Annotated in this window: 27 protein-coding genes; 3 read left to right on the top strand and 24 right to left on the bottom strand. The window is 63.8% G+C overall.

From position 1 onward, the window contains the following. Window positions 1–3: 3 nt before the first annotated feature. Window positions 4–372, top strand: a complete 369-nt coding sequence (locus C996_RS14470; protein WP_155985224.1) for a hypothetical protein — start codon at window positions 4–6, stop codon at window positions 370–372. Then, window positions 372–986 carry a hypothetical protein gene (locus C996_RS14465; RefSeq protein WP_155985223.1) on the top strand — a complete coding sequence of 205 codons (615 nt, stop codon included), beginning with the start codon at window positions 372–374 and terminating at the stop codon, window positions 984–986. The genes C996_RS14470 and C996_RS14465 overlap by 1 nt, the downstream gene beginning before the upstream one ends. 63 nt (window positions 987–1,049) lie before the next feature. On the opposite strand, the gene C996_RS0100700 is transcribed toward C996_RS14465, so the two are convergent. The 8 genes from C996_RS0100700 to C996_RS0100660 all read right to left on the bottom strand — a co-directional run bounded on the left by C996_RS0100700 (window position 1,050) and on the right by C996_RS0100660 (window position 10,291). After that, the gene (locus tag C996_RS0100700; protein ID WP_231367121.1) at window positions 1,050–2,609 is read right to left on the bottom strand and encodes a replication endonuclease; all 1,560 of its coding nucleotides are present in this window, start codon (window positions 2,607–2,609) and stop codon (window positions 1,050–1,052) included. A 56-nt stretch (window positions 2,610–2,665) separates the two neighbouring features. Continuing rightward, complete coding sequence (locus tag C996_RS0100690; protein WP_018865571.1) at window positions 2,666–2,860, bottom strand: AlpA family transcriptional regulator; 195 nt, start codon at window positions 2,858–2,860, stop codon at window positions 2,666–2,668. A 351-nt stretch (window positions 2,861–3,211) separates the two neighbouring features. Then, the gene (locus C996_RS0100685; protein ID WP_018865570.1) at window positions 3,212–3,640 is read right to left on the bottom strand and encodes a hypothetical protein; all 429 of its coding nucleotides are present in this window, start codon (window positions 3,638–3,640) and stop codon (window positions 3,212–3,214) included. Between the two features lie 211 nt (window positions 3,641–3,851). After that, window positions 3,852–4,553 (bottom strand): hypothetical protein, encoded by a 702-nt coding sequence (locus tag C996_RS0100680; protein WP_018865569.1) that lies wholly within the window; start codon window positions 4,551–4,553, stop codon window positions 3,852–3,854. Window positions 4,554–4,572: 19 nt separating this feature from the next. Continuing rightward, window positions 4,573–6,708 (bottom strand): adenosylcobalamin-dependent ribonucleoside-diphosphate reductase, encoded by a 2,136-nt coding sequence (locus C996_RS0100675; protein WP_038035511.1) that lies wholly within the window; start codon window positions 6,706–6,708, stop codon window positions 4,573–4,575. A 107-nt stretch (window positions 6,709–6,815) separates the two neighbouring features. Then, window positions 6,816–7,394, bottom strand: coding sequence for a 2OG-Fe(II) oxygenase (locus tag C996_RS0100670; protein WP_018865567.1), 579 nt, complete (start codon window positions 7,392–7,394; stop codon window positions 6,816–6,818). A gap of 430 nt (window positions 7,395–7,824) precedes the next feature. Next, window positions 7,825–8,661, bottom strand: coding sequence for a DMT family transporter (locus C996_RS0100665; RefSeq protein ID WP_018865566.1), 837 nt, complete (start codon window positions 8,659–8,661; stop codon window positions 7,825–7,827). A gap of 280 nt (window positions 8,662–8,941) precedes the next feature. After that, window positions 8,942–10,291, bottom strand: coding sequence for an ABC transporter substrate-binding protein (locus tag C996_RS0100660; RefSeq protein ID WP_018879627.1), 1,350 nt, complete (start codon window positions 10,289–10,291; stop codon window positions 8,942–8,944). A 433-nt stretch (window positions 10,292–10,724) separates the two neighbouring features. Here C996_RS0100660 and C996_RS0100655 point away from each other — a divergent pair, with 433 nt between their 5' ends. After that, a complete protein-coding gene (locus C996_RS0100655) occupies window positions 10,725–11,480 on the top strand; it encodes a GntR family transcriptional regulator (protein WP_018865564.1) in 756 nt (251 codons plus the stop codon). Window positions 11,481–11,536: 56 nt separating this feature from the next. Here C996_RS0100655 and C996_RS0100650 read toward each other — a convergent pair whose 3' ends face one another. The 16 genes from C996_RS0100650 to C996_RS0100570 form a co-directional block, all read right to left on the bottom strand. After that, window positions 11,537–12,514, bottom strand: a complete 978-nt coding sequence (locus tag C996_RS0100650) for an electron transfer flavoprotein subunit alpha/FixB family protein (protein ID WP_018865563.1) — start codon at window positions 12,512–12,514, stop codon at window positions 11,537–11,539. A 1-nt stretch (window position 12,515) separates the two neighbouring features. Then, window positions 12,516–13,265, bottom strand: coding sequence for an electron transfer flavoprotein subunit beta/FixA family protein (locus C996_RS0100645; protein ID WP_018865562.1), 750 nt, complete (start codon window positions 13,263–13,265; stop codon window positions 12,516–12,518). Window positions 13,266–13,315: 50 nt separating this feature from the next. Further along, a complete protein-coding gene (locus C996_RS0100640; RefSeq protein WP_018865561.1) occupies window positions 13,316–14,950 on the bottom strand; it encodes an electron transfer flavoprotein-ubiquinone oxidoreductase in 1,635 nt (544 codons plus the stop codon). Window positions 14,951–14,981: 31 nt separating this feature from the next. Then, window positions 14,982–15,758, bottom strand: coding sequence for a ferredoxin--NADP reductase (locus C996_RS0100635; RefSeq protein WP_026279140.1), 777 nt, complete (start codon window positions 15,756–15,758; stop codon window positions 14,982–14,984). Window positions 15,759–15,763: 5 nt separating this feature from the next. Then, window positions 15,764–16,111: a gamma-butyrobetaine hydroxylase-like domain-containing protein gene (locus tag C996_RS0100630; protein WP_018865559.1), complete on the bottom strand. Its 348-nt coding sequence runs from the start codon at window positions 16,109–16,111 to the stop codon at window positions 15,764–15,766. Continuing rightward, a complete protein-coding gene (locus C996_RS0100625; RefSeq protein ID WP_026279139.1) occupies window positions 16,111–16,335 on the bottom strand; it encodes a hypothetical protein in 225 nt (74 codons plus the stop codon). Before C996_RS0100625 ends, C996_RS0100630 begins: the two co-directional genes overlap by 1 nt. Before the next feature lie 6 nt (window positions 16,336–16,341). Then, window positions 16,342–16,665, bottom strand: coding sequence for a ferredoxin FdxA (fdxA, locus tag C996_RS0100620; RefSeq protein ID WP_018865557.1), 324 nt, complete (start codon window positions 16,663–16,665; stop codon window positions 16,342–16,344). Window positions 16,666–16,714: 49 nt separating this feature from the next. Beyond that, window positions 16,715–17,674 (bottom strand): HEAT repeat domain-containing protein, encoded by a 960-nt coding sequence (locus C996_RS0100615; RefSeq protein ID WP_018865556.1) that lies wholly within the window; start codon window positions 17,672–17,674, stop codon window positions 16,715–16,717. 11 nt (window positions 17,675–17,685) lie between these two features. Then, a complete protein-coding gene (locus C996_RS0100610; protein ID WP_017942684.1) occupies window positions 17,686–17,919 on the bottom strand; it encodes a ferredoxin family protein in 234 nt (77 codons plus the stop codon). 12 nt (window positions 17,920–17,931) lie between these two features. Next, window positions 17,932–19,677: a fumarate reductase/succinate dehydrogenase flavoprotein subunit gene (locus C996_RS0100605; RefSeq protein ID WP_018865555.1), complete on the bottom strand. Its 1,746-nt coding sequence runs from the start codon at window positions 19,675–19,677 to the stop codon at window positions 17,932–17,934. Continuing rightward, the gene (locus C996_RS0100600) at window positions 19,674–20,465 is read right to left on the bottom strand and encodes a GntR family transcriptional regulator (RefSeq protein WP_081618736.1); all 792 of its coding nucleotides are present in this window, start codon (window positions 20,463–20,465) and stop codon (window positions 19,674–19,676) included. Before C996_RS0100600 ends, C996_RS0100605 begins: the two co-directional genes overlap by 4 nt. Window positions 20,466–20,524: 59 nt before the next feature. Further along, on the bottom strand, window positions 20,525–21,307 hold the full coding sequence (locus C996_RS0100595) for an ATP-binding cassette domain-containing protein (RefSeq protein WP_018865553.1): 783 nt from the start codon (window positions 21,305–21,307) through the stop codon (window positions 20,525–20,527). A 143-nt stretch (window positions 21,308–21,450) separates the two neighbouring features. Then, window positions 21,451–22,218, bottom strand: coding sequence for an ABC transporter permease (locus C996_RS0100590; protein ID WP_026279138.1), 768 nt, complete (start codon window positions 22,216–22,218; stop codon window positions 21,451–21,453). Between the two features lie 538 nt (window positions 22,219–22,756). Beyond that, the gene (locus C996_RS0100580) at window positions 22,757–23,515 is read right to left on the bottom strand and encodes a molybdopterin-binding protein (protein WP_018865550.1); all 759 of its coding nucleotides are present in this window, start codon (window positions 23,513–23,515) and stop codon (window positions 22,757–22,759) included. 22 nt (window positions 23,516–23,537) lie between these two features. Next, window positions 23,538–24,632, bottom strand: a complete 1,095-nt coding sequence (gene hemH / locus C996_RS0100575) for a ferrochelatase (RefSeq protein ID WP_018865549.1) — start codon at window positions 24,630–24,632, stop codon at window positions 23,538–23,540. 128 nt (window positions 24,633–24,760) lie between these two features. Further along, on the bottom strand, window positions 24,761–25,342 hold the full coding sequence (locus C996_RS0100570; RefSeq protein WP_018865548.1) for an HNH endonuclease: 582 nt from the start codon (window positions 25,340–25,342) through the stop codon (window positions 24,761–24,763). Between the last annotated feature and the right edge of the window lie 154 nt (window positions 25,343–25,496).

The raw sequence follows: 25,496 nt of genomic DNA, 5'->3' as shown, positions 1-25,496 counted from the left end.
AGAATGGACCCTATCGTCGAACAAGGTAATGAATCCCTTCCTCCGCCAGGCAGCACCGCACGATTCGCAGGCGGGATGATCTTAGGCGCGACCTCAACTTTGGCCATTGCGTTGACGTCAACCGTCCCCGACACCCATCCGGCCTCATTTTATTTTGGCGAAGAGCAAAACATGGGTATCCATGCTGAAGGCCTTGACCCCTCCTCTATGATGACGTGGACACCAAGCTCATTCCGCTTCAACCAACATGAAGAATTTGCCGCGGCCGTAGCTCATGCCGTCGAAGCACTCTCCCCTCGTCAAAACGAGGTTGACACAGAAGCTTTAGGGATCCTTTTTGATAACGCTTGGGACCTCTATGAAACAAGCTGATGAACCGCGAGGACTTTGCTAAAGCGATTGAACTTCATCTACCGGATTACCTCAGCGGTTCATCCTACGATGAATTAATACGACAGCTTGGGAACACCCCGGATATCGATGCCTTCTTCTGGAGCCCGACCGACCGAGAAGTGGGCGAGGTACTTCAAGGCGACGCTTGGACTCACATCCCGATAAGAGACCCTTCAACGGGCGAACAAAAACACATTACAGGCGTGATTTTGTCGAACAGCTGCGACATCGATCCGAACAATCAAGGTCGCCCAAGACGGCGCGTACTCGTCGCTCCAGCCATAAAACTTTCGGACTACGAGACCCTCCTAACTCATGAGCGTTTTGATGCGCCAAGGATCTCAGGGTTCATCCAGAGCGTTCGAAGCAATCGTGTTTCAAGCATTGCGCACTTCCCTGCGGAGTCAAATATAAACGACGCGGATCGGATCGTGATACTGGACAACGTATACAACGTTCCTCTGGAGGAGTTCCAAAACGCCGTAGGCGCACGACTGTTCCGTCTCAGCAATGCAGGCTTCTATATTTTTCTTTTGAAGCTGTCAATCCACTTCACGAGGCTTCACGAACGCGTTGACCGAAGTGATCTATAGCCCCTATGCCTGCAATCGTGCCCCGCGCGTACAGTTATTGACAGGACTCCAAGGCGGGACACCCTACGGGCGCCCCGCTGCACTCCGAAGCTCCCAGGTGTGGGTTCGCGTTTCGACGAAAACGTCCGAACCCGGCGCCTCAACGCCCAGCACCTGATTACCCTTCTCTTCTCCATACGCGCCGAGCTCGTCACTCCAGGCCTTCATTAAGGCCAGTGGGCAACGGCGCAGTTCTTCTACGAAGCGGTCCCATTGGCCTGCGTCTGCTGCGAGCGCGGCGGATCGGATGGGATCTTCTGCACCCCCTCGAAGGCGGCGTAACTCTCGCCAGATGCCTACCGCCGGGGTTCCGTAGAACGCGAACTGGCGAATACGCCAAGCCGAGGCCCATGCCTGGACCCGTTGTGCCGGGGTTTCTGACACTTGTCCGACAGATGGGTCCTCCAGGCCATAGCCGTCGATGTTCTTGCTGACGTATTTGGCGACGTAGCCGGTGGCAGTGCCCCGGCTGTAGTCGATGTATTCGACGGTAGAACGATGGCGGCTGGCCCCGGGTTCGTTGGGTGAGTCCTTCAGTGCCCAACTCTGCATGATCTCCACTACGCGAGCCTCTTGATCGGGAGGCGTGAACAACAGGTAGTGATCGTGTGGAGTGCCGTCGTGCTGAGGTTCACGAACCCGGATGCCGTAGAAAGGCACGCTGGCGTCCTTGAACCAGCGGCGGACGTTCGCCCATACCTTGTTCAGATAATCGGCCCCGTCCTTTGGGGTGGAACCGTCGAACCGAGGATTCGCCTCCCCCGTTTTGGCCGACGTCGCATGAAAGCGAGATGGGCACGTCATGGTGACGAACAAGGCTCGATAGCCTTGGGCACGCGCGTCGATCTCCGTACCGGCGATTCTCGCCATGAGTTCGTTGCGCCTGAGGCGGGGGTTCGAGACCGATCGCTCTGCCAGTTCGTCCAGGCGAAAGGAATCGCCCAATTCGTTGACGGCTTCCATCGTGGAAAGGGTGGCCTGATTACGCAGGTTCCGCTGGCGCACGAGTGCATGCCCTACGTCGGTCAGATAGAGCTGCTTTCGAAGGGAGACCAAAGCGAGTTCGCGACCGACAGCCTCCACGGCGACAAGTTGAAGCTGGCGAACCTGACGGCGCCACCACCGTCCGCACCGGTAGCGTCGAAGTTCTCCGTCGTCTGTCTTCGCACTGGCACGAGGCGCCCCGGCGTGTTCAGCGATCGCACGCGCACCGTCGAGCGTGAGCTTCTCGCATTTCCTGGCCAGCTCGCCCGCTTTATGCCGTAGGGCTTCATCACTGGCGGTCAGAGCGACCGGCGCCCGCTTCGCTCGTTGGCGGAGTCCGAGCAGCCACAGATTGGCGGCTCTTCGACCGTCTCTTTCCAACCGTTCGCGATATCGGTTCTCACAGATCGCACGCCACCGAATGGGCAACACCCGTAGGCAAAGCTCGATATGCGCCAGGTGGTCCCGAGGGTAGTCCCACCCCTTCGGCGCCCAGATCGGGCAACGGTGGAAAGTCGTCTTGCCATCCGGCCAACGCCGGGGGCGAACCTCAAAACGCCAGTCATTCTGGAAACCGTCGATATGAAAACCAGTCTCCAAGAGGGTGTGACCCCGCCTCTCCTGGCCTGTCGTACTCATGCGTCCAGCCACAGGACTTACCCTTCGGCCGTGGAGTGGCGAACCTGACGATCGAGATAGTCGTTCAGGTCGTTCAAGCGATAGCGGACTGCACGGCTACCGACACGAATAAACGGGATACGAGCACCCGCCCAGCGGTCACGTTCGAGGAAGGCTTTGCTTACGCCCAAGAAGTGGGCGGCTTGCGTGGTGTTCAGAAGTTGGTCGGGCATGATCGCGCTCCGTCGTGGATTGACGCGATCATTCAAACGCCGGGATACAGCCACCGGAATCCCCAATGGCCGCCAGACGTACTACATCTAGCCGCTAGGTGTATGCGTGATGGATACGGCAGCGCGGGCGGGCGGGGCGGACAAGCCGCTCTCCCGCCCGCGCCCCGCTGCTACTGCGACTCAGCCTGAAGATGCTTACGGAGAGCATTCGTCAGATTGCGAATCGCGGGCTCCAAATCTCGATTGTTGGTGATGGTGCGTTGCTCTTGTTCGCAGCCCGGAGGGTCAGACCTTGCTTTTTGCCTCTCTGGTGAAGGCGGGTCGAAAGGCAAGGCCTGTCCCGACTCACGATCAGGCAGTCTCGGTGGTGATGAGACCGCGCTGGAGGTCGACGGTGATTCGCTGGCCTTCGATGACCGTGGCGCAGGCCAGCAGGAAGATCTCGACGAACTCGTTGCGCTCCTCCTCCGGCATCTCCGAGGAGGTATTGGAACCATTGAAAGTGCCGAACATGGTGTCATGGGCACCCGCCGAGTAGAGGATCAGTCGCTGCATGGCGGTCTGGTCGTCCGGCGAGGGCGCAGCGGTATCCAGGACCGGCTCGTCCAGCTTCTGCTTGATGGTGGAATAGAGATGAAACAGATATTCCGCCGCGCTCTGGCGCCCCCGCCGATCCTGCAGGGTGAAATCAGCGGAGACCGCCTGGCCACTGCGGGCGCGCAGCACGATATGCTTAGGCTCGGGCTGATCGTCAGCGTACGGGTTCAGGATGTGGGCCACGATGTCTCCAAAGCGGAATGGACTGGCCGAGGAGACTACGAGACCCCCTTCGAGATTTCTACGGCGGCCCCGCAAGCCAAGGGGTTATCCATGCGGCTTCAGGGCCGGGCGAGCCTTTGGTCGATCGCGTGTCGGCGCCTGGTACCCGGTTCGTTTTCTTCGTTTCAGAGTCGCCAGCCGTTCGGGTCCCGCCCGCCTTCGCCCGAAGGCACTAGCACTTCGAATAGCCGCAGTCACGGCAGGTCGGGCAGCCGTCGATGATTTCGAGGTGGCCATCGCACTGCGGGCAGGAGGCGGCGGGGGTGGCCACCCGATGCGGGGCTTCCAGGTTGGCGGAGACTTCCGGGGTCCGGTCCCGGTCGCGGTAGTTGGCGACCAGTTCGCGTAGCGGGCGGGGGTGGCCCTCCGGGTCGAGGAAGCCGCGGCGCTGGAGGATGCGCTGCAGGGCGTGGGCGATCGCGGCGACCTCGGAGGGGTGGTACAGCGGCTTGCCGTACTCGTTTTCGCCGCAGCGGACCGGGCCGCGGTCCCAGGTGACCTTGCGCAGGTCGCGCAGAGCGCGTGCGGCGTAGCCGCCACGGGCCGCCAGCGAGAGGCTGCGCATGGTGGCGGAGATCCACTGGTAGGACTCGGAGTGCTGTCCGGTGGGCAGGAAGAATTCGATCGGGCGTTCGATGGTCACGCGCTCGCCGCTGACCGTGCCGGAGACTGCCACGAAGCTGACCACCAGATAGACCGTCTGCGGCCCGTCCTGGGTCCAGTAGCGCACCTTCTCGGTGACCGACTCGAGTTCGCCCTCTGGGCGCGACGGGATGCGCTTGCCCAGCGGGTGGTCATCGCCGCCGGATGCGACCTCGCCCTGCGGGGTGTCCGAGCGGCGAAAGGCGATGATGGGCTGGTCGATCCGGTGCATCGTGTCCTCCCCGACGGCGTCAGACGTCGTCGTAGTAGCCCTCGTCCAGCGCGGCAAAGAGATTCGCGGCGGTGTGGACCTGGCCTTCGTATTCGACCTCTTCGTCGCCGCGCAGGGTCAGCTCCCGGCCGTCCGCCAGGGTGAAGGTGTACCAGGTACTGCGCAGGCGCTCGGGGTCCACCAGCACGCCCATCCGGGCCTGCGGGTTGGGCCGGTAGGTGGTGCAGCCCTTGAGCCCCGCCCGCCAGGCCTGCAGGTAGACCTGCTGGAAGTCCTCGAACGGGATATCGCTCGGGACGTTGAGTGTCTTGGAGATAGCCGAGTCCACCCACGGCTGCGCGGCGGCCTGCATGCGGATGTGGGCATCCACACTGACCCGATCCGCGGTGATCGCGTTGGCGGGAAGATCCCCCGGCCCCGCCTCGGCATCGACCCGGGCGCGGTAGGCCAGCAGCTCAAATGAGTAGCAGTCCACGGCCTCGCGGGTACGTCGACCGGGGCGGCGGATGTTGCGTGTGGTGTGGTGGAGAAAGGTCGGCTCGATGCCGTTGCTCGCGTTGTTGGCGACCGAGAAGCTGATGGTCCCGGTGGGCGCGATGGAGGTGGCGTGGGTAAAGCGCGCGCCCTCCTCGGCCAGCGCCGCGACCAGCGCCGGATCCTCCTCGGCGATGCGCTGCATGTAGGGGCTGAAGCGAGCATGCAGCTCCCGACCCTTCAGCACGTCGCCCGCCTGATAGCCGGCCTCGGCCAGCGCCGGCTGACGCCGGAGCATGTCCGCGGTCAGCGTGAAGTCCTCGTCCATGATCGGCGCCGGGCCCTTCTCGCGCGCGAGCTCCAGCCCGGCGCGCCAGCTCTCCAGCGCCAGGCGACGACAGACCTCTGCGGTGAAGTCGGCGGCCGACTCCGAGCCGTAGGTCTCCCCCAGCATCGCCAGGGCCGACCCGAGCCCGAGGATGCCCATGCCGTGGCGGCGCTTGCGCAGCATCTCGGCGCGCTGCTCCGGCAGCGGCAGCCCGGAGATATCCGCGACGTTGTCCAGCATGCGCGTGAACACGCGCACCACCCGCTCGAAGCGCGCCCAGTCGAAGGCGGCGTCTGCGGTGAACGACGCGGAGACGAACCGGGTCAGGTTCACCGACCCCAGCAGGCAGGCCCCGTCCGGCGGCAACGGCTCCTCGCCGCAGGGGTTGGTCGCCCGGATCACCTCGTCGAACCAGGCGTTGTTCTCGCGGTTGACCTGATCGATCAGGATGACGCCGGGTTCGCCGACGTCGTAGGTGCTGCGCATCAGGGTGTCCCACAGCTCGCGGGCGCGCACGCGGCGGTAGATACGGCAGGCGACCCGGCCCTGGTCGTCGACGCGGTAGCCGTCCTCGACCACCGGCCAGTCGCGATAGACAAGCTCGGATGTCGCCACCCGGTCCTGCTCGACGGGCAACAGCGGGAAGGCGAGCGCCCATTCATCGTCGCGCTCCACGGCCTCCAGGAAGGCGTCGCGCACCAGCACGGACAGATTGAACTGGGTCAGCCGCCCCTTGCGGCGCTTGGCGAGGATGAAGCGCTCGATGTCCGGGTGGCCGATATCCAGCGTCGCCATCTGCGCCCCGCGGCGGCCACCGGCCGCGCCGATGGTGCGGCAGGTCTGGTCGAAGATCTGCATGAAGGCGACCGGACCGTTGGTCGGCGCGCCCGCACCCGCGACCAGCGCACCCTTCGGGCGCAGGGTGCTGAAGTCGTAGCCGATGCCGGCCCCGGCCTTGAGTGTCAGGCCGGCGGCGGTATTGGCCTCGAGGATGGCCTGCAGCGAGTCGCGGATCGTGCGCGAGACGGTGCAGTTGATCAGGGTCGTCTGCGGCGTGTACGCCTCGGCCCCGGCATTGGCCAGGATGCGCCCGGCCGGGATGGCGCCGTTGTCCAGCGCCCAGCGGAACTCGCGCTCGATCGACGCGCGTTTGTCCGGCGCCTCGACCGCGGCGAGGGCCCGGGCGACACGGTCGAACATCGCCTCCATCGAGGCATCCACCGGCTCGCCCTGGGCGTCACGCAGCTGATAGCGCTCGGCCCAGATCGAAGCCGAAGAGGGCTGCAGGGGCACGTCGGACGACGTGTCTCGGGGGAGGCGATTGTTGCCCTGCCTTTGCCGGCTCTTGCCCATATTGGCCCGCCGCGTTGCGCTCGATCGAAGGGCGCTGAGGCCCTTCTCCGATCATGGGCGCCGGCGCCGCAGGCTGCAAGAACGCGCCGCGACCGGTTTCAGAAGCGTCAGAAGCGGTCGAGCCCGGCGAGCGGGTTGGCAAGCTCGCGTACGCGCATCCAGGAGGCGATGCTGGCGCGCCAGCGGTGGGTGGGCAGGACCGCGTGCGGCACGGTCTGGCTCAGGAACATCACCAGCGTGCCAGCCGTCGGCTGGATGCGCTGGCATTCGCGGCCGGCATCGTCATAGATCGCGAGCTGGCCGCCGTCCTGCTCGTGCCAGTCGCGGTTCAGATAGAACACCAGCGACAGCCGGCGGCAGTTGCCGGCCTGGAAGGCATCCACATGCCGGACGTAATGGGTGCCGGGCGGGTACAGGGCAAAGTGCGATTCCGTCTCGAACAGGCCCGGGATCAGCGACCGGCCCACCTCCAGCCGTAACGCATCCAGGCGCTCCATAAATGCCTGCTGGGCCGGGCTGGCACCATCCAGCCAGTGGATCCAGTCACCGCGGGTGGCCCGGTCGCGATGGCGCTCGCCACCCCGACCGATCCGCGCCTGCGCCAGCTGCGCGGCATCACGCAGGGCATAGACCTCGTCATGCAGCGCATCGACCGTGTCCGCTGGCAGGAAATCGGGCCAGACCACGGGCTCGCCGGCGGCGAGCCCATACAGCCAGTCGGGAACGGAAGTATCTCCGAATGCTCCCTCCCCGAGCATTGCCGCAGGAACTACAGCCCCGGACACCGCGCTTGGCGGAGTGGTTGTGTCGGGAGCGGGGATCACCAGTTCAGTTTTCAAGCCCTTGTAGCCTCATCCAACATCGCACGGGGATGCGCGATCAGTAATTTCTGCCGCCTACCGTGTTTGGTATGCGGCAGCCGCCGGAACGGCGGGTCGAAAGCGCCGAGGCCCCCTGCCAACGCGCTATCCAATAAAAGACTTGCTTATACACCAGAACGGGGCGAAATAATGACAACCGCCGACGAGGTCATTCCGATTTTCCTGAGCCAGGACGTCATCGGCAGATCCAATGCCGCCTGACGTCGCGTTCTCCGACGTTGCCGAACATCGGTCTTCAGCTCTTCGGCTTTACGACCACCAGCGCAATACCACCCAACACGACAATGCCGGCGAACACCAGACGCAGGGTCAACGGCTCCGCGAGGAGGCCGATCCCTGCAATGGCGGTGATCACCGGCACGCTCAGCTGGGCAACCGCAGCGGTGGAGGTCCGAATGAGCTTGAGCGCGGCGTACCAGACCGCATATCCCAGACCGGAGGCCAGGGCGCCCGACGCCGCGGCCAGTAGTGCACCCGGAATGTCCACGACGGCGCCTGGACTGAAAGCCACCGCCAGGACCAGCGCAGGCAAGCTCGCCAGGAGGAAGTTGGATGCCGTGACCCGGGTCGGATCGCCACTGCCACTCGCCCGCAGCGTGTAGACACCCCAAGCGAAGCCGGCCACGATCATTAATGCAGCAGGAATCGGGGGCGGTGCCGAGAGCCCGGGCGACAGCAACCAGATGAGTCCTGCTAAAGCCAGGGCGAAGCCTATCCATTGGCGAGACGTCAATCGTGCGCCGGCCGCCAGATACCAACTGACCATGGTCACCTGGACCGCGCCGAACAGCAGCAGCGCTCCGGTCGCCGCGGTCAGGGAAATGTAGGCGAACGAAAACCCGATGGCGTACACGAAGAGTGCGAGCGCTGACCCCCAACTGCCCCGTCCTTCTGGAAGGGTCGGCTGGGCCCGAACGATCAGCCACAGCATGATCGCTCCGGAGACAAGCCGGATCGCGGTAAAGCTGACCGGATCAATGGACGTTGAGGTGAACGCGGCACGCGTCAGGATGGAATTGGCGGCGAACGCTATGAGCGCCACTGACATCAGCGTTGCTAAGCGCACCGGCATCGGCGTCGGATTCCTTCTATCTGACAGGAGGATGCGATGCATCCATACCCCGAGGGAGGCGGCGGTGGCCGAGCAACCCGAGCGGTTGCGTGACGAGCAGGGCATGGTGCCGAAAATCGCACCGCGAGTTCAGTGGGGCACAGAGGCTGGATTGCTCCCTCGGCTTCATCGTTGCGAATGCGACAGCCGGCCCTGTGTCAGGAAAAAAGCCATGGCCGATCGGAGCGGCCATGGCTTCCTCAGACAAGCGAGTCGGATAACCCGCTACATGGATAGAACCCTAGTAACGAAGGGCGGCCAGTTCGACAGTGGTGCCACCGTTCTCGCTGGCATATTCCTCGGCGTCACCGGCCCGCATGAACGCGACGTAGTCGTCCTCGGTTTCCACGAACGACGCCACGTGGCCGAACAGCTTGAGGCCCGTGCCGTGGTCGTAGACATACGTCGCACGAACCTCGTCGGAACCTGACTCCTCGACCTCTTCGACCGCGGCCAGCATCTCGCCAATGGAGTCGTACTTGATAATGCCTTCTTCGGCGAACCAGACCTCGGCCGGCGGAAGTCCGGGCGCGCCCGGTTCGGATCGGGTGATCTTGCCCAGCTGCTCCTCGTAGTCCTTGCCTTGAGCCTCGTAGACGGCTCGCACGAAGCTGTCGTCCACCCAGCGGTCAAAGTCCAGTTCGGGGACCGAACGCTCCCGCTGCAGCGTCGCATGGTGATACTTCAGCGCGTCCACCCACTCGGGTTTCAGGGTCGGATCGACCGACGTAATGCCGCCCTCGCTGAAGTACAGGTACAGGACCTCTTTCTCGATCGTGGTCCACTCTTCCAGCTTGGTCGCCGCCCGCATGGGGTCTTCCATGATCCAGTCCTGCGCCTCCATCGTGGCTGCAATGTACGCCTCAACCACACGCGGATGCTCTTCCGCGAAGTCGTCACGGACCACGGTCCCATGGAACGTCGGCTGGCCGACTTCGCTACCGTCGAAGACCTTACGGCCAAACCCGCGATACTCCATCACCTCGGACCACGGGGTGAAGTTCGAATGAGCATCGATGTTACCCGTACGGATATTCGCTACCCCGACCGGTGGCCCCTGGTCGCGAAGCTGGATGTCATCCAGGATACCGGCCTGGCTCAGCGCATCCAGGGTCATACCCCAGGCGGCACTGCCGAACGGCGTCGAAAGCTGCTGGCCGGCGAGATCCGACAGACTCTGCGCAGGGGAATCGACTGGAACCACAATGCCATTACCCGTACCGCGGGCGTTGTACCCAGTCATGGCAACGAACAAGGACTCGGCACGACCAGTATTCTGGAAGGTCGCGCCGTTCACGATTAGCGGGTAGTCGCCCATGACCCCGAACTCGAGCTGCCCGGCGATCATTCGGTTGGTAATCGGCGGACCGGAGTCGAAGTCGGCGTACTGGACGACGAAATCGACATCTTCGTATCTGCCATCGGTTGGCAAGTGTTCCTCGAATAGACGCAGGCGTTCGATGACGACCCCGCCCGATACCGTATTGGTGACCTGACTCTGGTGCCCGACCCGGATCTGGATCGTCTCGGCCACCGCGGCCCCGGAAAAGGCCGCGATTGCTACACCGGCAACGATTGGCTTCCAACGCATGGTTCTTCTCCCAAAATTAAGTGTCCGCCAAAATGGCGCATCCAACGTTTGATCAGCCGACTAGACCCGGCTCGGGGACTTGCCTGTACTAACAGGCCATGACTGATCTACCGGATACGCAGCAGATTCCGTGCCGCACTCCGCAATCGAGGGAAAACAATCCGCACCTTTCTGTTTTCCTTGAGTTTTATTCTTCAATAAGGAATACCTCGGCTTCCGCCGCCATGCCCGTCACCGCCCCAACCTGGGGAATCCCTGCGCTATTGGAGTGCCGGATAACGGCTGTGAACGCCAGCAATCATGACAAGCAATACACCTGCCGTATTCGGCACCCCGCGGCCGACTTCGCTCAGCCAAACCGTCCGTTCCCCTACCCATCTCACTCCTTCTATGACACGATATGATGAGTTGAATCGAGGAACGAGACGCGCCCATGGAATCCAGCACCCCGGACCGCCAAACGCTTCAGGAATCCCCGCAGCCCCTGTATGTCCAGATCAAGGAAACATTGCGCCAAAGGATCCTCGACGGCACCTACCAGCCGCACCAGAAGCTCCCATCCGAGAGCGAACTCACCCGACGGTTCGGCGTCAGCCGCATTACCATTCGTCAGGCACTGCGTGACCTGCACAACGAAGGCCTGATCTTCAGCTCACAGGGCAAGGGCAGTTTTGTCAGCAAGCCGAAGGCGGTGCAGAACGTGCGGCGCCTGGAAGGCTTTGGCGAGGCCATGGCGGCCCAGGGCTACGAAGCAACGGCGCGGGTGGTTTCAATCGAAGAAATGGTCCCGCCCAAGAATGTGCGCGACGCACTCGACCTTGGGGGTGCAACAAGCGGCTCGGTGGTCGAAGTGAAGCGGGTGCGCTACCTGAACCGGGTCCCAGTGTCACTGGAAGTCAGTTATTTCCCATTGGATGTGGGGCGCCCCTTGTTCAATCAGGATCTTTCGGGCGACATCTTCCCGATCCTGGAGAACCTCTCGGGCATCCCGCTGGGTGCAGCCAACATCAGCATCGATGCCGGGCTCGCGAACAACGAAGTACAGAAGGAGCTGGGCCTGTCGGCAGCCGACCCGGTTCTGCAGGTGGAACGTCTAACCCACGATCGCTCCGGACGGCCCATCGACTACGAGTTTCTGTTTTTCAGTGGCGACTCGTTCAAGTATCGATTCGAGATCGATCGTTCGTAACCGATCCCGTGGGGTAACCGCCACTGTACGCGCCGGTTACCCCGCCAGGACACGACTCAAGCTTCTGCCAGACCGGGTGCCGGCTCGCTTCGCAGCTGCCGGATCTTCTCGTGGAGCTCCGGCAGGATATCGAACAGGTCGCCGACCAGGCCGTAGTCGGCCACGCCGAAGATCGGGGCATCCGGGTCCTTGTTGATGGCGACGATGACCTTGGATCCGGTCATGCCGGCGAGGTGCTGAATGGCGCCGGAGATGCCCACCGCAATGTACAGCTCCGGTGCGACCACCTTGCCGGTCTGTCCCACCTGGCAGTCGTTGGGGGCATAACCGGCATCCACGGCTGCCCGCGAGGCGCCCACGGCGGCGTTCAGATCCGCTGCCAGTTCCTCCAGCAGACGGAATTTCTCCAGGCTGCCGAAGGCTCGCCCCCCGGAAACGACGATCCCGGAGGATTCCAGTTGCGGCCGGTCCGACTCGTCGAGTTGGAGTTCGACCTCGCGGGACTGGGCCAGGGTCTCACCGACGTCAATGCGTTCAAGCTGGGCCTCACCGCCGCCCACTACCTCTTTGGCGAACGCAGTCGGGCGTATGGTCAGCAACTTGTGCGGCTCCAGCACTCGCAAGGTTTCGTTGGCATTGCCCGCGTAGATCGGGTGCACGAACGTCTCCGCGTCCTCGATCACGGTGACATCCGAGACCATCTGGATGTCGACCAGCGCCGCCACCCGGGGGAGCAGGTTTTTCCCGAACGTGGTGGCGGGCGCCAGCACATGACTGTAGTGCTCGACATGTCCAGCCACCAACCCGGAAAGATCCTCAGCAAGGCCGCCTGCCAGATGAGGCGCCTCGGCAACCAGCACACGGCGGACCCCGGCCATCGAGGCGAGGCTTTCGGCCGCCGCCGCGGGGCGTGCACCCGCTACCAGGACGTCGATGGGACCGTCCAGTTCGCGGGCGGCCGTCAGGGTGGACAAGGTGCTGGCGGCCAGTGTCTCCCCTGCCGTCTCCGCTACAACCAGTATCGTGTTCGCCATCTCAGATCACCCCCGCTTCGTTGCGCAGCTTGTCCAGCAGTTCGTCCACGTCCGCGACCTTCACACCCGCCTCGCGGGGAACGGGCTCGGAAACCTTGACCCGCTCCACCCGCGGACGCATATCCACGCCCAGGGCCTCGGGCGTGCGCTCCTCGATGGGGCGTTTCTTCGCCTTCATCATCGCGGGCAGCTTCACGAACCGGGGCTCGTTGAGTCGCAGGTCCGCTGTCACCACGGCGGGCAGGTCCAGTTCAACGGTCTGCTGCCCGCCATCGATCTCGCGTGCTACCCGCGCCCGGCCCTCTTCGATGGTCAACTCGGACGCGAAGGTACCCTGGGGCCAGCCGAGCAATGCAGCGGTCATCTGCCCGGTCTGGTTGGCGTCATCGTCGATCGCCTGCTTGCCAAGAAGCACCAGGTCGACGGCTTCCTCGCGCGCGACCGCGGCCAGTAACGCGGCCACGTTCAGGGGCTGCGGCGATTCCGGCACATCGATCCGGATCGCGCGGTCCGCGCCCATTGCCAGGGCGCTGCGCAGAACCTCCTGACTGGCCTCGTCACCCACCGTCACCGCCAGCAATTCGCTGCAGATGCCAGCCTCTTTCAGGCGTACGGCCTCCTCCAGCGCAATCTCGTCGAAGGGATTGGCGGACATCCGGACATTTTCAGTCTCGACACCGCTACCATCCGACTTTACGCGGATGTTCACGTTGTAATCGATCACGCGTTTTACGCCGACCAGTACTTTCATCGCATTCACTCCCGTTGACTTTGCGGCCCGGCAATCGGCCTCGATGCGGCCTACATGCCCGAATAGATCGGGCCCTCGCCGCCTTGCGGTACCTGCCACTGGATATTCTGGGTAGGGTCCTTGATGTCACAGGTCTTGCAGTGCACGCAGTTGGCTGCGTTGATCTGCAGGCGCGGCCCCTGGTCGCCATCGACAATCTCGTACACCCCGGCTGGGCAGTAGCGTGTCTCCGGCGCCCCGAATTCGGCCAGGTTCACCTGGATCGGGACGTCGGGATCACGCAACCGAAGATGGCAGGGCTGATGCTCGTCATGGTTGGTGTTCGAAAGGTGCACCGACGACAACAACGGGAATGTAAGCTCCCCGTCCGGCGCCGGATACTCGATGGGCGAGGCCTCCGACTGGCGCTGTAACTGCTCGTGATCCGCGTGCTGGGAGAACGTCCATGGCGCACGGCCACCGAACAAATAGGTGTCTGCGGCGGCATACGCCAGCCCGCCCCACAATCCCCAGCGGGCAAAGGCGGGGCGGATATTGCGCGCGCGCCTAAGCTCGGACCAGACCCAGGAATCCGCCAACGCCCGGTCCACGCCAGTAGCCGCCGCTGGCTCGGAGGCGTTCGCCCAATGCTCGAACACCGCCTCCGCCGCCAGCATCCCGGACTTCATGGCGGTGTGGGTGCCCTTGATGCGCGCCACGTTCAGCAGGCCCGCGGCATCTCCCACCAGCATCCCGCCAGGGAATTCCAGCTTGGGGCAGGACTGCACCCCTCCTTCGACCAAGGCCCGCGCACCATAGGACAGGCGGCGCCCACCCTCGAGATGGCGGCGAATCTCCGGGTGGGTCTTGAACCGCTGCATCTCCTGGTAAGGCGAGAGGTTCGGGTTGGCGTAATCGAGTCCGACCACGAACCCCACGGACACGCGGCGCTCGTCGAAGTGGTACAGGAAGCCGCCGCCGTAGGTTCGGGCGTCCACGGGCCAGCCGACGGTATGCACCACGGTGCCCGGGCGGTGGACGGATTCATCTACTTCCCAGACCTCCTTGATGCCAATGCCGTAGGTCTGCGGATCGGCATCTCGATCCAGTTCGTAGGCGGCAATCACCTGCTGGCTCAACGATCCACGGCAGCCCTCCGCCAGCAGGGTTCGCCCGGCCACGATCTCCACACCGGGCTCGTGCTGCGGGCCGGGCGTACCGTCCGGCTGCAAGCCGGTGTCCGCGGTGGCCACACCGCGCACGGAACCCTGTTCGTCGTACAGCACTTCGGCCGCCGCGAAGCCCGGGTAGATATCCACCCCCAGTGCCTCCGCCTGCTCGCCCAGCCAGCGGCACAGGTTGCCCAGCGAGCCCACATAATTTCCCTCGTTACGCAGTGCGCCGGGAGTGGGCAGCCGCAGGCTTCCATGCTCGCGCAGCAACAGGAAGTGATCATCCACGGCGGACGTTTTCAACGGCGCTCCGAGATCGCGCCAGTCGGGGATCAATTCGTCGAGCGAGCGCGGATCGATCACCGCACCGGAAAGGATATGCGCCCCGACCTCGGGCCCCTTTTCCAGTACGCAGACCGAGAGATCGTCCCGGCCCTGGTCCTGCGCCAACTGGCGCAGCCGGATCGAGGCCGCGAGGCCCGCAGGCCCCGCACCGACGATGACCACATCCATCTCGATCTGCTCGCGTTCCATGGTGATCTCCCGCTCAGTCGGCGCCGCCGGACTACTGCTCGACAAAGGCCCGCTCGATCACGTACTCACCCGGCACGCCCGTCTTGGGCGAGGCGGTGAAGCCCATCTGATCCAGCAGGTTCGACAGGTCCTCGAGCATCGCCGGGCTGCCACAGATCATGGCGCGGTCCTGTTCCGGGTCGAGCTGCGGCAGACCGAGGTCTTCAGCCATCTTGCCGTTCTCGATCAGGTCCGTGATGCGGCCCTGGTGAACGAAGTCCTCGCGCGTGACCGTCGGGTAATAGAGCAACTGCTCCTGCGCGAGCTCGCCGAGGTATTCGTGGTTCGGGAGCTCCTCGGTCAGGTATTCCTGGTAGGCCAGCTCGCTTTTGTAGCGCACGCCGTGGACCAGGATCACCTTCTCGAATCGCTCGTAGGTTTCCGGGTCGCGGATAATGCTCATGTAGGGTGCGAGGCCAGTGCCCGTGCCGAACAGATACAGGTTCTTGCCCGGCAGCAGATCGTGGATCACCAGCGTGCCAGTCGCCTTGCGGCTTACCAGGAGCTGATCACCCTCGTTGATGTGCTGCAGGCGCGAGGTCAATGGACCATCCGGCACCTTGATGCTCAGAAACTCGAGGTACTCCTCGTGATTCGGGCTCACGATGCTGTAGGCCCGCAGCAAGGGCTTGCCCTCCACCTCGAGGCCGATCATTACGAAATGACCGTTCTCGAAGCGCAGGCCCGGATCGCGCGTGGTCTTGAAGCTGAACAACGTTTCATTCCAGTGGTGCACGCTCAGCACTTCTTGTGGGTCACAGGCTGCCATGGGGTCTACCTCCCAGATTCGAGTCGGGTTGTGTTTCCATCATTGGTTGAATGGGCCGGGGCCCGGGCGCTGATCTCCCACAAATAACGCCACGGATAGATACCCTGTTCGTGGCCATCGGAGAACACGAAGCGCACCCCACTGACCCCGAACGGAACGATGTCGACCACGTCCACTTGAGTGGCGTCTGTCACCGGTTCGTCCCGACGCCGGGCCAGAGTGCAATGGGCGCAGCGACACGCCAGCCGCAATGCCTCGAAACGCTTGCAGGTAACCTCGCCGGTCGGCCAGCAAAACTGAACCTCGCCGGCCTGCCCCTGCAGGCGGATCTCCTTCGGCGGTTGCATGCTCATTACGCGCGCCCTCCGGCGGCCAGCGGGCCGCCCTCCACGGGACAGGTGCGAGCCAGTTCGGCGAGCACAGTTTCCTCGATCACCAGGGTGGTGACCGGCGGCCACAACAGGGGGTTATCCGGGTCGTCCACCGGACGCGCACCCAGCATGGAGGCCACGCCGGCCAGCCAAGCCCCGAGAAAGGCGCCACGCGTTACCCAGCTTGTAATGACAAGGCGAGACATAACGAATCAGCGCTCCAGCTCGGCCAGCTTGCCCGAACGTTCGATCCACTCTTCCGCGTCGGGCAGCGGGTCCTTTGCCGACGTTATTAGCGGCCAGATAGCCGCTAGCTCGGCATTCAAGTCGAGGAGATGTTTCTGATCCTCGGCCAACTCACCTTCCGGCTGGATCGCCTCGGGCGGACATTCCGGCACACACAGGTCACAGTCGATGCACTCCACCGGGTCAATCACCAGCATGTTGGGGCCCTCGTGGAAGCAGTCCGCCGGACACACTTCGACGCAATCGGTGTACTTGCACCGGATACAGTTCTCGTTCACTACGTAAGTCACGGTTGCCTCCGTATGGCGACGTGTCGCTCTCGGTGAAGCACGCGGCGAATCAGCTCGCCACGCGCAGCTTCGACTGGGCCCAAAGGGCGGTCTTGCGGACATCGGGATCCGGGTCGTCCATCGCGCTTTCCACGTACGCCTGCGCCTTGGCATCCCCAATCTCGCCCAGGGCGCCAACCGCGGCCTTGCGCAGGTTCGACACCGGGTCGTCGGTGCACACGCCCACTGCCTCCACAGCCTTCGGGTCACCCAAAGTGCCCAGGGCCTCAACGGCCTTCTCACGTACCTGCCAGAAGGAATCGCGCGTGCCTTCGATCAGACTCTGCAGGGCCAACCGCAGTCGCAGCTTGCCAATCATGGAGGCCGCTTCGGCTCGGACCTGCCAATTCTCGTCCTGCAACCCGGCCAGCAGGGCATCGCCAATCGAGTCCGGATCGCCGTACGACAGGGCGCTCACGGCCACCCGCCGCACGTCCGGGTCGGCGTCTTCGCGCGCCCGCTCGATCAGGACCGGAAGATTCGCCGGGGAACGCAGCCATCCGAGGACGGATACCGCCTCACGACGCACGGCGGCATCCGCATGCTGAAGCAAGGCCAGAGCCGGTTCGCAGCTCTCGGCAAGCCGCATAGGCTTGAGGGCCCCCAGCACCCCGACGATGACAAATGGATCGTCGCTGCCTTTCAGCGCACCGAGTAACGGCTGCGCCGCATCGGTATCCTTCAGGTCCGCCAGGGCGTGTGCTGCAGCATTGCGGACCGCTTCGTCGCTGTCGCTGAGGGCTGCCAGCAAGGCATCCGCAATGTCGGCGGATTCGAACTCGTCGACCACCTTGGCCGCCTCGCGGCGGACCGAAGGGTCGGGGTCCTTCAGGGCCATTGTCAGCAGATCAGCGGCTTCAGGTTCGGCACTGTCCACCAGGGCAAGCACCCCCACTCGGCGCATTTCCACATCGTTGGAGGCCAGCTTGTCTGCAATGTCCTGCAGTTCGGGGTCGTTGTATTGGCTCATCGGGTTCACCTTCAGCTCAGCAGGTACGGGATATTCACGGTGACCGCGTCGGTCGGACAGTCCTTCTCGCACGGCATGCAGTACCAGCATTCGTCGTAATGCATATGGGCCTTGCCCGTGACTTCGTCGATCAGCAGGACATCCAGCGGGCAGACGTCGATGCAGACCCGGCACCCCTTGTCGGCGATGCACTTTTCTTCATCGACGACCACCGGGACAGTCGTCTTGTGGTTCGCTACAGGCATGTCACTTCCCCTTTATTCGGCGGCGACTTCGTCGGTGTTTTCGATCCGCATGGACTGATAGGCCGACAGCTCGTCGTCATCCAGCGGGATGATGTAGGGGTCCACCGGGCGCGTACCGGTGCACATGGTTCCGTCCTCGCCCTTGTACAGGCGGCTGTGACAGAACCAGTTCTCGTCGTCGCGCTCGGGGTGGTCGATGGAGTAGTGGTACAACCCCCACCGGGACTCCTTGCGTGCCATGGAGGCGCGCGCCGCCATCTCGGCGCAGTCGACAATCGCATGCACCTCGAGGGCCCGCAGCAGTTCGTGGGGATCCCGGGCGTGGAGCCTGGCCAGGTCCTCGCGCACCTGCAGGATGCGGCTGAGTCCGATCTCCATTTTCTTGGTCACTTTGGGCGGCTGCAGGTAGTCGTTCACCAGGCGGCGCACCTTGTATTCCATCTGCTCCGGCGGAATGCCGTCCTCCGCATTCAGCGGTGCCATCACGCGTTCGAGTTCTGCGGCAATCAGCGACTCGTCCAGTGGTGCGTCAGTCCAGTCACTGACGTAACGCGTCGCGCTCTCGCCGCAGATCTGGCCGTATACGAATGCACCGAGCATGTAACTATGCGGCACCGAGCCCATGTCTCCGGCCGCATACAGGCCCGGCACGGTGGTCTCGCCGTGTTCGTTGATCCACACCCCGGAAGCCGAGTGGCCGCTGCAGAAACCGACCTCGGAGATGTGCATCTCCAGCATGTGCTCGCGATAGTTGGTACCACGCCCGGCATGGAAGCGTTCGCGCGACGGGCGTTCGTTGGTATGCAGGACCGTCTCGATCTCCTGGATGGTCTCCTCGGCGAGGTGATCCACCTTCAGGTAGACCGGGCCCTTGCCCCCTTCCAGCTCGCGGTAGAACTCCAGCATCATCTGGCCCGACCAGTAGTCGCATTCGATGAAACGCTCGCCCTGGGCATTCGCGGTGTAGCCGCCCAACGGGCCGGTCACGTACGCACAGGCCGGACCGTTGTAGTCCTTCAGCAACGGGTTGATCTGGTAACACTCCAGGTTCGCCAGGTCGGCGCCGGCGTGATAGGCCATCGCGTGCCCCTCGCCCGCATTGGTCGGGTTCTCGTAGGTGCCGTACAAATAGCCGGAGGTGGGAAGGCCAAGACGCCCGGCCGCACCCGTTGCCATGATTACGGCCTTGGCACGGATCAGCATGGGCTCGGAGGTCCGGGTGTTCACCGCAAAGGCGCCGGCGATCTTGCCGTCGCGATCCTTCAGCAGGCGGGTGGCCTGGTAACGGTTTTCCACCTTCACCCGGTTACGGCGCAGGCGCCGGTACAGGATCTTCTTGACGTTGTGCCCCTCGGGCATGGGCAGCACGTAGCTACCCATGTGATGGACCTTCTTCACGTCGTAATCGCCGGTCTCGTCCTTCTGAAAGTGCACACCCCAGGAGTCCAGCTTCTGGATCATGTCGTAGGAACGCTCGGCATAGGCCAGGACCGCCTTCTGATGGACGATGCCATCATTCGCCGTGGTGATCTCCTTTACATACTGCTCGGGCGTGGCCCGACCCGGGATGATGGCGTTGTTCAGGCCGTCCATCCCCATGGAAATCGCGCCGGAACGTTTCACGTTGGCCTTTTCCAGCAACATGACATCCAGCTCGGGGTTCTCTTCCTTGACGGTGACGGCCGCCAGAGGACCGCCGGTCCCGCCGCCGATCACCAGGACATCCATCTCGACTGTTTCGATTTCGCTGACTTTCATAGGTACTCCTCATTGGGATCCGTACGGAACTTGCAGTTGAAGGTGTCTTCGCGGAACGACAGACACTCCACGTCAAAGGCACGACCGCTGCGGTCGAGAAAGACACGGATGAGTTTCAGGACCGGGGCCTCCACCGGAAGCGCCAGTGCTTCCTGTACCCCCGGCTCCGGGTGACAGGCCTCGATTTCGATACGGGCACTCCGCACCCTGAGGCCCAGGCGATTTTTGAGTACGGACAAGGTGTCCACCGTGAGATCGCGGCTGAATATGCGCCGCCCAATGGCCAGCGGCAGAAAGCTCTCACTGACCATGACCGGCTCCGACCGCAAGCACTGCACCTGGCGAATGCGGGTGACCGAGTCCTCGGGCGCTAGCCCCAGTTCGCGCGTCACCCGCGATGGCGGCGTCATTTCCTGCATGGAAAGCAGGCGCACATCGGCCTCACCGATCTGACGGGTCACCGTCTCGCCAAAGGCCTCCATGCGCCGCAGCTCCTGGCTCACCCGCGGGCGGGCGACAAATATTCCGCGCCCCTGCGCGGTTACCACCAGACCTTCTGCGCGCAACTCGCGAAGCGCCCTGCGCACGGTGATCCGGCTGACCCCAAAGGCCTCGATCAGCTCCTTCTCGGTGGCCAGTCGTTCGTTTGGCGCGCGCACTCCCTGGAGAATCTCGCGACGCAGACTGTCGCGGACCCAGCCGTAGAGCGACCCGGATCCGCCAGACCGGCTCACGGGACGCGGGAGTCCCGTGCTTGCAAGCCCTGCTTGGCGGTGCGTATCGATCATATGTACTAGCCTATCATAACAAGTTATGAGGTGTAAGAGGATCCAGTAGCTCTTCGGCTCTAGACCGACCGCCCCTGCTGCTCGAATGCCCGAGTCGTCTCGGCCCGAATCAGGTCCAGACACTGCTTCTTCAGCTCGACGAATCGGGGCTCGGTCACTACCTCGTGGGTGCGCGGGTGCGGGATGTCGACGCGGATATCCTTGATCAACCGGCCCGGACTCGCGCTCATCACGATGATCCGGTCCGCCAGGAACACAGCCTCCTCGATGTCATGTGTGACGAACACGATGGTGGTGTGGAACTCCTGGCGCAGATCCACCAGGTTTTGCTGCATCATCGAGCGGGTCTGGGCATCGAGCGCCCCAAACGGCTCGTCCATCAGCAATACGTCAGGGTAATTGGCCAAGGCGCGCGCGATGCCGACCCGCTGCTGCATCCCCCCGGACAATTGCGCCGGAAAGTGGTTGCCGTAAGCCGAAAGCCCCACCATCCCGAGGAAGGTGCGCGCGATACTGTCGGACTCGGTCCTCGAGTGACCGGCCATGCGGGGGCCAAAGGCGACGTTCTTGCGCACGCTCTTCCAGGGGAACAGCGAGTGCTGCTGGAAGACCATGCCGCGCTCCGGCCCCGGCCCGCGCACGTGCTTGCCATCCACCTCGACACGCCCCGCCGTGGGCGCGACGAAGCCGGCCACCGCATTCATCAAGGTCGACTTGCCGCAACCCGAAGGCCCCAGCAGACAGATGAATTCGCCCGGCTCAATCTCCAGATTCGCTCCATCCACCGCCAGGTTACGGCGGCCATTGGTGTTGAACTCGATGGACACATCGGAGATCTGCACTCGGCCTGCCTCGGCACGACCCGCCAGCGCCCCACCCGGTGCGGGTTTCTTGCGTGAGGGCCCTTCGCCAAAGGCCCAGAAATTTCCAATTCTCATTGTGCTATCCCGTTGCTTAGCATGATCCGAAAGAGGTGCGGCTGGTCCTAACGCTGCCAGCGCAGGAACGGCCGGGCGCCATAGCGCACCAACAGCGTGGACAGGGTCCCCAGGAGGCCGATCGTTACCATCCCGACAATGATCTGCGGGTACTGAATCAATGAGTAGGAACTCCAGGTGAAGTAGCCGATCCCGTACTGGCCACTGATGATCTCGCCTGCCAGCAGCGAGAACCATGCGATGCCCATACCAATGGCCATGCCCGCCACGATGCTGGGCAGCGCCGCCGGCAGGACGACATGAATCAGAATCGAGGTACTGGAAGCGCCCAGAGCGCGGGCGGCCCGCACGAGGTCCTTGGGTGTCTGATCAACCCCGTGCATGGTGTTCAGCACGATCGGGAAAAAGGCCCCGAGAAAGGTAATGAAAATAATGCTGCTCTGTTCTGTAGGGAGCATCAGGATCGCCAGCGGGATCCAGGCCACCGCCGGGATGGGCCGGAAGATCTCCACGTAGGGAGAGAAGACATCCTCCACAAAACGATTGCGGCCCATGAATACACCAAGGGCGACACCCAAGACGGTGGCTAACCCAAAGGCGATGGCGACGCGCTCGACGCTGGCACCGATATGCCGATAGAAAGTATCGGACGACAACAGATCCAACAGCACCGCGCCCACAACGCCGGGCCGGGGTACATTCTCGAAGTTGAGGAGCAGTCGGAAGTCATTGACGGAGGCCAGATGCCAGAGGCCGATCAGCACCACCACCGATAGCGCCCGGACGCTGTAGCGCGCCCACCAGGTAGCGCTCAACGCCTTCAGGCGCTCCCCGATAGAAGCGTCACCCGCTCCACCAGGCGAAGACGCGCCCGATCGAGGCGCTTCCTGTGACGAAGGCGCGGTATCTGCTGCCGGGGCCGTCGACGTCGGGTTGTCGGGCGCGGAAGGAGAACTCTCCACCGTCTCGTCTGCTACCGGCACAGTCTTGTTCGTCATTTGAAACCCCTTCCCTCGAGGCCATCAGGTCTTGCCCAATGGATTGATCGGTAACGCCACGACTCAACTTGTTCTGACGTGTTCTTACGCCTGGAAGTGTTTGCAGCATCCATGCCAATGCCCCGGGGGCATCGAGAAAGGGGGTTAAGATGCTGTTTCGAAGAGGGCTTATCGGTTCAGAGGGAAAGGGAACCAGGCGGCGACACGGACCCCGTGCATCACGTAAGGGCGAACGCGCCCCACGACGGGGCGCTCAAATCCGAAAATACGAGGTGCATGATGACAAGTGCGGCAAGGATCGGCAGGCCGCCGACCATCGGGGAAACGCGAATTGAATCGCGCACCTCTCCAGGACTCAGTGGGCCAAGAAGCCCGCTTCGATCAAAGTCTGGCGTAGCCGTGCATGGGCTTCGGTGACGCGGGCGCGGGGACCGCGTACGCCCAATTCGACCCGCGGCGCGTCGCGATCCATGCGCGGCAGGCAGGAAATACGCAGGTCCGGGAATGCGGCCTCTATTGCCTCAAGCACCGGCACCAGCGAGCTCTCGGTGGTGTTTTGCAGGATCAGGCTCTCTTCCACTGAACCTGCTTCCGCGTTGCGCTGGGGGAAGCGTTGGTCCAGCACCCAGCGCGCCATGGGCTCGGCCATGGCAGGAAATCCGGGTACACAATAATGCCGTTCGCAGCGAAACCCGGGCACACCGTTGATCGGGTTCGGGATCAGGCTGGCGCCTTCGGGCAATTCGGCCATGCGGATACGATGCGGATAGGCCTCGTCACCGAAGCGGCGTTCCAGCAGATCGACAAATTCCGGATGGCGCTGGAGCGGGCGACCCAGCGCCTCGGCCAGGCAGGCGCGGGTGCGATCATCCGGGGTCGCTCCGATACCGCCGAAGCTGAACACCTCGGCTCCGCTTGCCAGGGTTTCGCGGAACGTCTGCACCAACAGGCGAGCGTTGTCACCCACGATCCGAATCCACGATAGCTCCAGGCCCTTCTCGGCGAGCGCCTCGGTCAGGTGCGCCTGGTGCCGGTCCCGGCGCTTGCCGCTGAGGAGTTCGTCGCCAATGATCACGGCGCCGATCTCGATCTCGCCCGGCTCCCGTTCAGCCATCGCGGGTCGTTCCATCGCCGCGCTACTGTTTGGCGCCCAGCGCGAGCGCGCGCTCGCGGGCCGCGGCACGCGCCTCGGGGGCGTTGTCCGGATCGTTGAGCCACGGCGCCAGATGCTGATGCAGCAGCCCGGCCAGGAAGTCGAGGTGGTCGGCGCGGTCGTTCAGGGCCGGGATGTAGTGGAAGCGTTCGCCACCGGCCTCCTGGAAGATCTCGCGATTCTCGTCGCCGATCTCCTCGATCGTCTCCAGGCAGTCGGCGGAGAAGCCGGGGCAGATCACGTCCACCGAGCGCACGCCCTGCCCCGGCAGGGCCTCCATGGTCTTGTCGGTGTAGGGCTGCAGCCACTCCTCGCGCCCGAAGCGCGACTGGAAGGTGACCTGCCACTGGTCGTCATTCAGCCCCAGCGCCTGCGCCAGCTTGTGCCCGGTGGCATGGCACAGGCAGTGGTAGGGGTCGCCCTGCAGCAGGTAGCGCTTGGGGATGCCGTGGAAGGACATCACCAGGCGGTCGGCCTGGCCGTGCTCCTGCCAGTGCTCGCGCACACTGCTGGCCAGGGCCTCGATGTAGCCGGGCTGGGCGTCGTAGGCGGCGATGAACTGCAGGTCCGGCACCCAGCGCCAGCCCTTGAGTACCTCGGCCACGGCGTCGAAGGTGGAGCCGTTGGTGCTGGCCGAGTACTGCGGGTACAGCGGCAGGACGACCACGCGGCGCACGCCCTGGCGGCGCAGCTCGTCCAGCCCGGCGGCGATCGACGGGTTGCCATAGCGCATGCCCAGCGCAACCGGGATCGCCTCCCCTGTCTGTTCGGCGAGGCGGCGGCGCACGCCCTCGGCCTGGCGCTTCGAGATCGCCAGCAGCGGCGAGCCCTCGTCCGTCCAGACGGTGGCGTACTTGGCCGCCGAGCGCTTCGGACGGATGTTCAGGATGACGCCGTTGAGGATCAGCCACCAGATCGGGCGCGGGACCTCGACCACGCGCGGATCCCAGAGAAACTCCTTCAGGTAGCGGCGCAGAGCGGGCGCGGTGGGTTCGTCCGGCGTGCCGAGGTTGGTCAGCAATACGCCGACGTCGCGCGCCTGGCCGTGACGATAATCCGCTTCTCCGAAGTACTTCATGGGGCTCCTTGCAGGCATGGGGTACGGGGACTCCCTGTCGGAGTGCCCGAGGGGCATTTTGGTTCAGGACCCGATCGGGTGTGTGGCAAGGATACCGCGGCGGGGGCGGCCCGCGCGCCGGGCCGGGATCAGCCGAGGCGGCCCCGCAACGGGCTGGTGCGCGGGAAGTGTGCCTGCAGGAACTCCATCTGGTCCGCGAGCACGCGCTTGCCCTTGAGGAAGATGTATTCCGCGTGCGTGGGCGTGAACGGGATGGCCAGCAGCTGCATCCCCGCCTCTTCCGGCGTGAACCCGGCCTTGTGGTTGTTGCAGCGCTTGCAGGCGGTGACCACGTTGGTCCACGTGTCCTCGCCGTTCTGGCTGATCGGGGTCACATGGTCGCGCGACAGGTCGCGCTCGGGGTAGGCATTACCGCAGTAGAGGCACAGGTGGGCATCGCGGCGGAACAGCGTGGTGTTGTTGAGCGGGGGGATGTAGTCGTTGAAGCGGGACTGGCGGGTCCCAAAGGTGGCGATGATCGAGTTGACCTCGACCCGCGACTGCAGCCCGGTGCGGGCGTTGATGCCGCCGCGCATGCGATAAAGCGGGCTGCCACAGGTGTAGGCCACCTGCTCGGTGTAGTAGAGGCGCACGGCCTGCTCCAGGCCGATCCACTCCAGCGGCATGCCCGCGGCATCCGTGCGCAGGACCTGATGCTCGTTCGGCAACATGACCCGTCCCGTCTCAAGGAAACACGGATTTGCTCACGCGGGGCCGAGTGAACAAATCCATGCCCCCTTCACTTTTACCCGAAAAACAATAAACAGCCTTCGAGAACAAAGCAATTACAACGCCATGACCCGAGGTATCGTACGCTCCGCGGCC

This window comes from Thioalkalivibrio sp. ALE25, assembly GCF_000377285.1.
GTDB lineage: Bacteria > Pseudomonadota > Gammaproteobacteria > Ectothiorhodospirales > Ectothiorhodospiraceae > Thioalkalivibrio.
This window is presented reverse-complemented; position numbering and strand designations above follow the sequence as displayed.

Excerpts from the sequence above, each read along its gene's own strand:
- C996_RS14470 (WP_155985224.1), top strand. The coding sequence starts at position 4 with ATGGACCCTATCGTCGAACAAGGTAATGAATCCCTTCCTCCGCCAGGC.
- C996_RS14465 (WP_155985223.1), top strand. The coding sequence starts at position 372 with ATGAACCGCGAGGACTTTGCTAAAGCGATTGAACTTCATCTACCGGAT.
- C996_RS0100690 (WP_018865571.1), bottom strand. The coding sequence starts at position 2,860 with ATGCCCGACCAACTTCTGAACACCACGCAAGCCGCCCACTTCTTGGGC.
- C996_RS0100680 (WP_018865569.1), bottom strand. The coding sequence starts at position 4,553 with ATGCACCGGATCGACCAGCCCATCATCGCCTTTCGCCGCTCGGACACC.
- C996_RS0100675 (WP_038035511.1), bottom strand. The coding sequence starts at position 6,708 with ATGGGCAAGAGCCGGCAAAGGCAGGGCAACAATCGCCTCCCCCGAGAC.
- C996_RS0100665 (WP_018865566.1), bottom strand. The coding sequence starts at position 8,661 with ATGCCGGTGCGCTTAGCAACGCTGATGTCAGTGGCGCTCATAGCGTTC.
- C996_RS0100660 (WP_018879627.1), bottom strand. The coding sequence starts at position 10,291 with ATGCGTTGGAAGCCAATCGTTGCCGGTGTAGCAATCGCGGCCTTTTCC.
- C996_RS0100655 (WP_018865564.1), top strand. The coding sequence starts at position 10,725 with ATGGAATCCAGCACCCCGGACCGCCAAACGCTTCAGGAATCCCCGCAG.
- C996_RS0100650 (WP_018865563.1), bottom strand. The coding sequence starts at position 12,514 with ATGGCGAACACGATACTGGTTGTAGCGGAGACGGCAGGGGAGACACTG.
- C996_RS0100645 (WP_018865562.1), bottom strand. The coding sequence starts at position 13,265 with ATGAAAGTACTGGTCGGCGTAAAACGCGTGATCGATTACAACGTGAAC.
- C996_RS0100640 (WP_018865561.1), bottom strand. The coding sequence starts at position 14,950 with ATGGAACGCGAGCAGATCGAGATGGATGTGGTCATCGTCGGTGCGGGG.
- C996_RS0100635 (WP_026279140.1), bottom strand. The coding sequence starts at position 15,758 with ATGGCAGCCTGTGACCCACAAGAAGTGCTGAGCGTGCACCACTGGAAT.
- C996_RS0100630 (WP_018865559.1), bottom strand. The coding sequence starts at position 16,111 with ATGAGCATGCAACCGCCGAAGGAGATCCGCCTGCAGGGGCAGGCCGGC.
- C996_RS0100625 (WP_026279139.1), bottom strand. The coding sequence starts at position 16,335 with ATGTCTCGCCTTGTCATTACAAGCTGGGTAACGCGTGGCGCCTTTCTC.
- C996_RS0100615 (WP_018865556.1), bottom strand. The coding sequence starts at position 17,674 with ATGAGCCAATACAACGACCCCGAACTGCAGGACATTGCAGACAAGCTG.
- C996_RS0100610 (WP_017942684.1), bottom strand. The coding sequence starts at position 17,919 with ATGCCTGTAGCGAACCACAAGACGACTGTCCCGGTGGTCGTCGATGAA.
- C996_RS0100605 (WP_018865555.1), bottom strand. The coding sequence starts at position 19,677 with ATGAAAGTCAGCGAAATCGAAACAGTCGAGATGGATGTCCTGGTGATC.
- C996_RS0100600 (WP_081618736.1), bottom strand. The coding sequence starts at position 20,465 with ATGATCGATACGCACCGCCAAGCAGGGCTTGCAAGCACGGGACTCCCG.
- C996_RS0100580 (WP_018865550.1), bottom strand. The coding sequence starts at position 23,515 with ATGGCTGAACGGGAGCCGGGCGAGATCGAGATCGGCGCCGTGATCATT.
- hemH (WP_018865549.1), bottom strand. The coding sequence starts at position 24,632 with ATGAAGTACTTCGGAGAAGCGGATTATCGTCACGGCCAGGCGCGCGAC.
- C996_RS0100570 (WP_018865548.1), bottom strand. The coding sequence starts at position 25,342 with ATGTTGCCGAACGAGCATCAGGTCCTGCGCACGGATGCCGCGGGCATG.